Genomic DNA, 6,672 nt, shown 5'->3' with positions numbered 1-6,672 from the left:
GCTGTTCTGGTACGACTCATGAGTGCGGGTTCCTTCTTCTCGGGTCGGACTTCTCCGGTGGGGTGGGTGTGCTTACGGGTTGATGGCCTTCAGGTGGTCGTGCAGCCCGGCGCCGTACGCGGTCGGCGTGCCGTTGTAGTCGGAGATCAGGGACGGGCCGGAGGAGCAGTCCCAGGTGTTCCAGGTCCAGCCCAGGTAGGAGAGGCCGCGGTCGTCGAACCACTTCATGACCTGGTCCACGAACGCGTGCGAGCAGGTGTTCTCACCGATCTCCCCGGCGACCAGCGGCACCTTGGCCGCGACCGGAGCGAGCGTGGAGTTCCAGCAGCTCTCGGTGGAGCAGGTGTTGAAGTTGTAGACGTGGTAGGCGGCGACGAGATTGCCCGCCGGATCGGTGGGCTTGTACGTCAGCCACTGGCTGAGGTCGTTGGAGTACGCCAGCCCGCCGATCATGATGACGTTCCTGGCACCGGCGCTGCGGACGCTGTTCACCAGGTCCTGCATGCCGGCGACTTCGTAGCCGATCCCGGGGCAGGTGCCGCCGTCCCGCCAGCACTCCCAGGCCTGGGTGGTCGTCGAGGTCGCCCGGTCCGGGTACGGCTCGTTGAACAGGTCGAACACGGCCGCCGGGTCGTCCTTGAAGGTGCCGGCCACCGAGGACCAGAAGGACGGGCTGTACTGGGCGTCCGGCATCGGCTTCTGGCAGGTGGCGTGCACGTCGGAGCAGCCCGCCGAGTTGCCGGTGTACTGGCCGTAGGACCAGTGGAGGTCGAGGATCGGGGTCATGCCGTACGACTCGACGCGGGCCACCAGCTCCTTGACGGCGTTGATGTAGTTGGCGCCCGCGTACTCGGGCTTGATGCCGGACAGGCCGAGCCAGCACTCCTCGTTGAGCGGGATGCGGACCGCGTTGGCCTTCCAGTCGGCGATCGCCTTGATGGCGGCGTCGTCGACCGGACCGTCCCAGATGCCGTAGCCCTGCACGCACATGAACTCGCCGCCGGAGCGGTTCACGCCGAGGAGGCGGTGGGCCGTGCCGCCGGCGTCCACGAGCCTGGTCCCGGAGACGTGCAGGGCCGGGGCCGACCCGGTGGCGGGCGGGCCGGTCGGCGTCGGAGTCGGGGGCGGTTCCGCATCCACGTTGCAGGTGGTGCCGTTGAGCTTGAAGGTCGTCGGTACGGCGTTGCTCCCCGACCAGGAGCCGAGGAACCCGGCGCTGACGCTCGCGCCGGTGCCGAGGGCGCCGTTCCAGCTCTCGTTCGTGGCGGTGACCGTCGTACCGGACTGGGACCACTTGCCGTTCCAGCCCTGGGTGACCTTCTGGCCGCTCGCGAAGTCGAAGCTCAGGCTCCAACTGCTGACGGCCGCCAGGTTGTTGGTGATGGTCACGGAGCCCTGGAAGCCGGCGTCCCACTGACTCGTGACCGCGTACTGCACCGTGCAGGCGGGTGTGGCGCCGGACGCCGACACCACCGGCACCAGCGCGGCGCCGACGAGGGCGACCGCACCGGAGACGGCTAAAAGAACTGAACGCGGGGGGTGTCGCATGAGCGACTCCTTGCAGCTCGGGCACGTCGTGACGGACGCGCCGACTGAACGGAATCGCTCCCACTGGTGCGAAGGAAGGTAGCGCCAAGTCACTGCAAAGAACAGAGGAGTCACTTGACTTTTCTCCAGCCGGGTTCGTCGAATCTTTTCGACTCTTCAACGGCCTTGACCGCACCATGCCACGTCTCCACTATGGGAGCGCTCCCACTGGTTCAAGCCTTGACTTCTCCCCGAGCCGCAAGCGCAAGGAGGAACCAGCACATGCATCCCGCACTTCCCCCCACTCCCGGTGCCGGGAGGAGGCGCAGAGCCGTACGGCGGTTGTGGACCGCCGTCGTCGCGGCCCTCGCCCTGCCGCTGTCCATGCTCGCCGTCGGGACGGTTCCCGCGCACGCGGCGACCGTCCAGTGCAGCGTCGACTACAAGACCAACGACTGGGGCACCGGCTTCACCGCCGACCTCACGATCACCAACCGCGGTACGGACGCGATCAACGGCTGGACCCTGACGTACGCGTACGCGGGCAACCAGAAGCTGTCGAACGGCTGGAACGGCACCTGGTCCCAGTCCGGCACCTCGGTCACCGTGCAGAACGCGTCGTACAACGGCACGATCGCGGCGGGCGCGGCGGTGTCGACGGGCGCCCAGTTCTCGTACACGGGCAGCAACGTGGCACCGACCGCCTTCGCGATCAACGGCACGACCTGCGCCGGTGCGCACCAGCCGCCGGTCACCGTGCTGACCAGCCCGAGCGTGGGCGCGGTCTACACGCAGGGCGACGCGGTACCGCTGGCGGCGACCGCGGCGGCGGCCGACGGCGCGACGATCAGCAAGATGGAGTTCTACGACGACACCACACTGCTGGGCACGGACACCTCGGCGCCGTACACGCTCTCGGTCTCCAGCTTGACCGTGGGCAGTCATTCCCTGGTGGCGAAGGCGTACGACAGCCTCGGCGCGTCCGCCTCCTCCACGCCGGTCGGCATCACGGTGGCCTCGGGTCCCGCGGTGGTCGCCTCGCCCACCCAGCTGGGCGTCCAGCAGAACGCGACCGGCACCTTCGGGGTGAGCCTGTCGAAGCAGCCGAGCACCAGTGTGACGGTGGCCGTGTCCCGCACGGCCGGCAACACCGGGCTTTCGGTGAGCGCCGGTTCGTCGCTGACGTTCACGCCGTCCAACTGGAGCACCGCGCAGAACGTGACCGTGGCCGCGGACTCCTCGGGCACCGGCACCGCGACCTTCACGGCGTCCGCGACCGGCTACACCGGGGCCACGGTGACGGTGACGGAACTGGCCGCCTCGAAGGCGTACGACGCGCGGTTCCTGGACCTGTACGGGAAGATCACCAACCCGGCGAACGGCTACTTCTCGCCGCAGGGCATCCCGTACCACTCGGTCGAGACGCTGATCGTCGAGGCCCCGGACCAGGGCCACGAGACCACGTCAGAGGCGTACAGCTACCTTCTCTGGCTACAGGCCATGTACGGCAAGGTCACCGGGGACTGGTCCAAGTTCAACGGCGCGTGGGCGCTCATGGAGAAGTACATGATCCCCACCCACGCCGACCAGCCCACCAGCTCCTTCTACAACGCGTCCAAACCGGCCACCTACGCCCCGGAACTGGACACGCCGAACGAGTACCCGGCGAAGCTCGACACGTCGGTGTCGGTGGGCTCGGACCCGATCGCCGCGGAGCTGAAGAGCGCGTACGGCACGGACGACGTGTACGGAATGCACTGGCTCCAGGACGTCGACAACGTCTACGGCTACGGCGACACCCCCGGCGGCACCTGCGAGGGCGGCCCGTCGGCCACCGGTCCTTCGTACATCAACACCTTCCAGCGCGGGCCGCAGGAGTCGGTGTGGGAGACGGTGCCGCAGCCGACCTGCGACGCCTTCAAGTACGGCGGGACCAACGGGTACCTGGACCTGTTCACCGGTGACTCGTCCTACGCCAAGCAGTGGAAGTACACGGACGCCCCGGACGCCGACGCGCGTGCGGTACAGGCCGCGTACTGGGCGGACGTGTGGGCGAAGCAGCAGGGCAAGGGCAGCGATGTCTCCGCCACCGTCGGCAAGGCCGCGAAGATGGGCGACTATCTGCGCTACGCCATGTACGACAAGTACTTCAAGAAGATCGGCAACTGCGTCGGCCCGTCCACCTGCGCGGCCGGTACCGGCAAGGACGCCTCGGACTACCTGCTCTCCTGGTACTACGCGTGGGGCGGGGCGACCGACACCAGTGCGGGCTGGGCCTGGCGGATCGGGTCGAGCCATGTGCACGGGGGCTACCAGAACCCGTTGGCCGCGTACGCGCTGAGCTCGTACGCCGACCTGAAGCCCAAGTCGGCGACGGGCGCGACGGACTGGGGTACCTCACTGACCCGGCAGCTGGAGTTCTACCGCTGGCTGCAGTCGTCCGAGGGCGCCATCGCGGGCGGCGCGACCAACAGCTGGCAGGGGCGGTACGCGAGTCCGCCGGCGGGTACGTCGACGTTCTACGGCATGTACTACGACTGGGAGCCGGTGTACCACGACCCGCCGTCCAACCAGTGGTTCGGTTTCCAGGCCTGGTCGATGGAGCGCGTCGCCGAGTACTACCAGCAGACCGGCAACGCGAGCGCCAAGGCGATCCTCGACAAGTGGGTGGCGTGGGCGCTGTCGAAGACCACGATCAACCCGGACGGGACATATCTCATCCCGTCGACGCTCCAGTGGTCGGGGCAGCCGGACACCTGGAACGCGTCGAGTCCCGGTTCCAACAGCGGACTTCATGTCACGGTCGCCGACTACACGAACGACGTGGGCGTGGCGGCCGCGTACGCCAAGACGCTGACGTACTACGCCGCCAAGTCCGGTGACGCGACGGCGAAGTCGACGGCGAAGGCGCTGCTGGACGGCATGTGGGACCACTACCAGGACAGCCTGGGGATCGCGGTGCCGGAGACGCGGGCCGACTACAACCGGTTCGGGGACGCCGTGTACGTCCCGAGCGGGTGGAGCGGGAAGATGCCGAACGGGGACGCGATCAACTCGTCGTCGACGTTCGCCTCGCTGCGGAGCTTCTACAAGAACGACCCCGCGTGGTCGAAGATCCAGGCCTATCTGGCGGGCGGGGCCGCGCCTGTCTTCACGTACCACCGGTTCTGGGCCCAGGCCGACATCGCTCTTGCCATGGGGTCGTACGCGGAGCTGCTGGAGTAGTTCCGCTGCGGGCGCGTCGTGGCTGTCCAGTGGGCGGTCCCTGCCTGCACCAGGGGCCGCCCTTCCCTCCTCCGGAGAGGATCTCTCCCGTGCGAAGAACCCGTGTCCTCACCGCCGTGCTCGCCCTCGCGGCCGGGCTGCTCGCCGGTGCCCCGCCCGCGGTCGCCGCGAACGGCAGCGCACCGGTCACGCTCGCCGCTGACACGTACACCTGGCACAACGCCCGGATCGACGGCGGTGGTTTCGTCCCCGGGATCGTCTTCAACCGTACCGAGAAGAACCTCGCCTACGCCCGTACCGACATCGGCGGTGCCTACCGCTGGTCGGAGTCGACCAGGAGCTGGACGCCGCTGCTGGACTCGGTCGGCTGGGACGAGTGGGGGCACACCGGTGTGGTCAGCCTGGCCTCCGACTCCGTCGATCCGGACAAGGTGTACGCGGCCGTCGGGACGTACACCAACAGCTGGGACCCGACGAACGGCGCCGTGCTGCGCTCCTCCGACCGCGGTGCCAGCTGGCAGAAGGCCGACCTGCCGTTCAAGCTGGGCGGGAACATGCCCGGGCGGGGCATGGGCGAGCGGCTGGCGATCGACCCGAACAAGGACAGCGTGCTGTACCTGGGCGCGCCCAGCGGCAAGGGGCTGTGGCGGTCGACGGACTCCGGGGTGAGCTGGTCGCAGGTGACCGGTTTCCCGAACGTCGGCAACTACCGGCAGGACCCGAGCGACACGACGGGGTACGCCAGCGACAACCAGGGCATCGTCTGGGTCACCTTCGACGAGTCCACGGGCACCGCCGGCAGCGCCACGAGAACCATCTACGTCGGGGTCGCCGACAAGGACAACGCGGTGTACCGGTCGACGGACGCGGGCGCGACCTGGACCCGGCTGGCCGGCCAGCCCACCGGCTACCTCGCCCACAAGGGCGTGCTGGACGCCAGGAACGGCTACCTGTACCTGGCCTACAGCGACACGGGCGGGCCCTACGACGGCGGCAAGGGCCAGTTGTGGCGGTACTCGACGGCGACCGGTGGCTGGACGAACATCAGCCCGGTCGCCGAGGCGGACACCTCCTACGGGTTCAGCGGCCTGACGGTCGACCGGCAGCACCCCGGCACGGTGATGGCGACGGCGTACAGCTCCTGGTGGCCGGACACCCAGATCTTCCGCTCCACGGACAGCGGGGCGACCTGGACGAAGGCGTGGGACTACACGTCGTACCCCAACCGCTCGAACCGCTACACGATCGACGTCTCGTCCTCCCCCTGGCTCACCTTCGGCGCGAACCCGTCGCCGCCCGAACAGACGCCGAAACTGGGGTGGATGACGGAGTCCCTGGAGATCGACCCGTTCGACTCGGACCGGATGATGTACGGGACGGGTGCGACGCTGTACGGCACGGAGAACCTGACGAAGTGGGACAGCGGCGGCCAGTTCACCGTGCGGCCCATGGTGCAGGGCCTGGAGGAGACCTCGGTCAACGACCTGGCCGCGCCCCCGTCGGGCGGCGCCCAGCTCTTCAGCGCGCTCGGTGACATCGGCGGCTTCCGGCACACGGACCTCACGAAGGTCCCGTCGATGATGTACACGTCCCCGACCTTCACCACGACCACCAGCCTGGACTTCGCCGAGTCGAACCCGAACACGGTGGTCCGGGTGGGCGACCTGGACTCCGGCCCGCACATCGCGTTCTCCACGGACAACGGCGCCAACTGGTTCGCGGGGACGGACCCTTCAGGGGTGAGCGGCGGCGGTACCGTCGCGGCCGCCGCCGACGGCAGCCGCTTCGTGTGGAGCCCGGCCGGTACCGGTGTCCAGTACACGACGGGCTTCGGCTCGTCCTGGTCGGCGTCCAGTGGCATCCCGGCCGCTGCTCGTCCTGGCCGGCTGCGCGGGCCCGCCGCCGGACTACGCCGTCCCC

Annotated in this window: 3 protein-coding genes; 2 read left to right on the top strand and 1 reads right to left on the bottom strand. The window is 68.8% G+C overall.

Annotated elements, in window-relative coordinates:
• Positions 1 to 72: 72 nt before the first annotated feature.
• On the bottom strand, positions 73 to 1,548 hold the full coding sequence (locus ABZ646_RS36975; protein ID WP_360529170.1) for a cellulase family glycosylhydrolase: 1,476 nt from the start codon (positions 1,546 to 1,548) through the stop codon (positions 73 to 75).
• Between the two features lie 261 nt (positions 1,549 to 1,809).
• On the opposite strand from ABZ646_RS36975, the gene ABZ646_RS36970 reads away from it, so the two are divergent.
• Positions 1,810 to 4,752 (top strand): glycoside hydrolase family 48 protein, encoded by a 2,943-nt coding sequence (locus ABZ646_RS36970; protein WP_360529167.1) that lies wholly within the window; start codon positions 1,810 to 1,812, stop codon positions 4,750 to 4,752.
• A gap of 89 nt (positions 4,753 to 4,841) precedes the next feature.
• On the top strand, positions 4,842 to 6,672 hold a 1,831-nt coding region (locus tag ABZ646_RS36965), incomplete at its 3' end, for a xyloglucanase (protein WP_360529164.1).

Source organism: Streptomyces sp. NPDC007162 (assembly GCF_040634175.1).
Classification (GTDB): Bacteria; Actinomycetota; Actinomycetes; order Streptomycetales; family Streptomycetaceae; genus Streptomyces.
This window is presented reverse-complemented; position numbering and strand designations above follow the sequence as displayed.

Excerpts from the sequence above, each read along its gene's own strand:
- ABZ646_RS36975 (WP_360529170.1), bottom strand. The coding sequence starts at position 1,548 with ATGCGACACCCCCCGCGTTCAGTTCTTTTAGCCGTCTCCGGTGCGGTC.
- ABZ646_RS36970 (WP_360529167.1), top strand. The coding sequence starts at position 1,810 with ATGCATCCCGCACTTCCCCCCACTCCCGGTGCCGGGAGGAGGCGCAGA.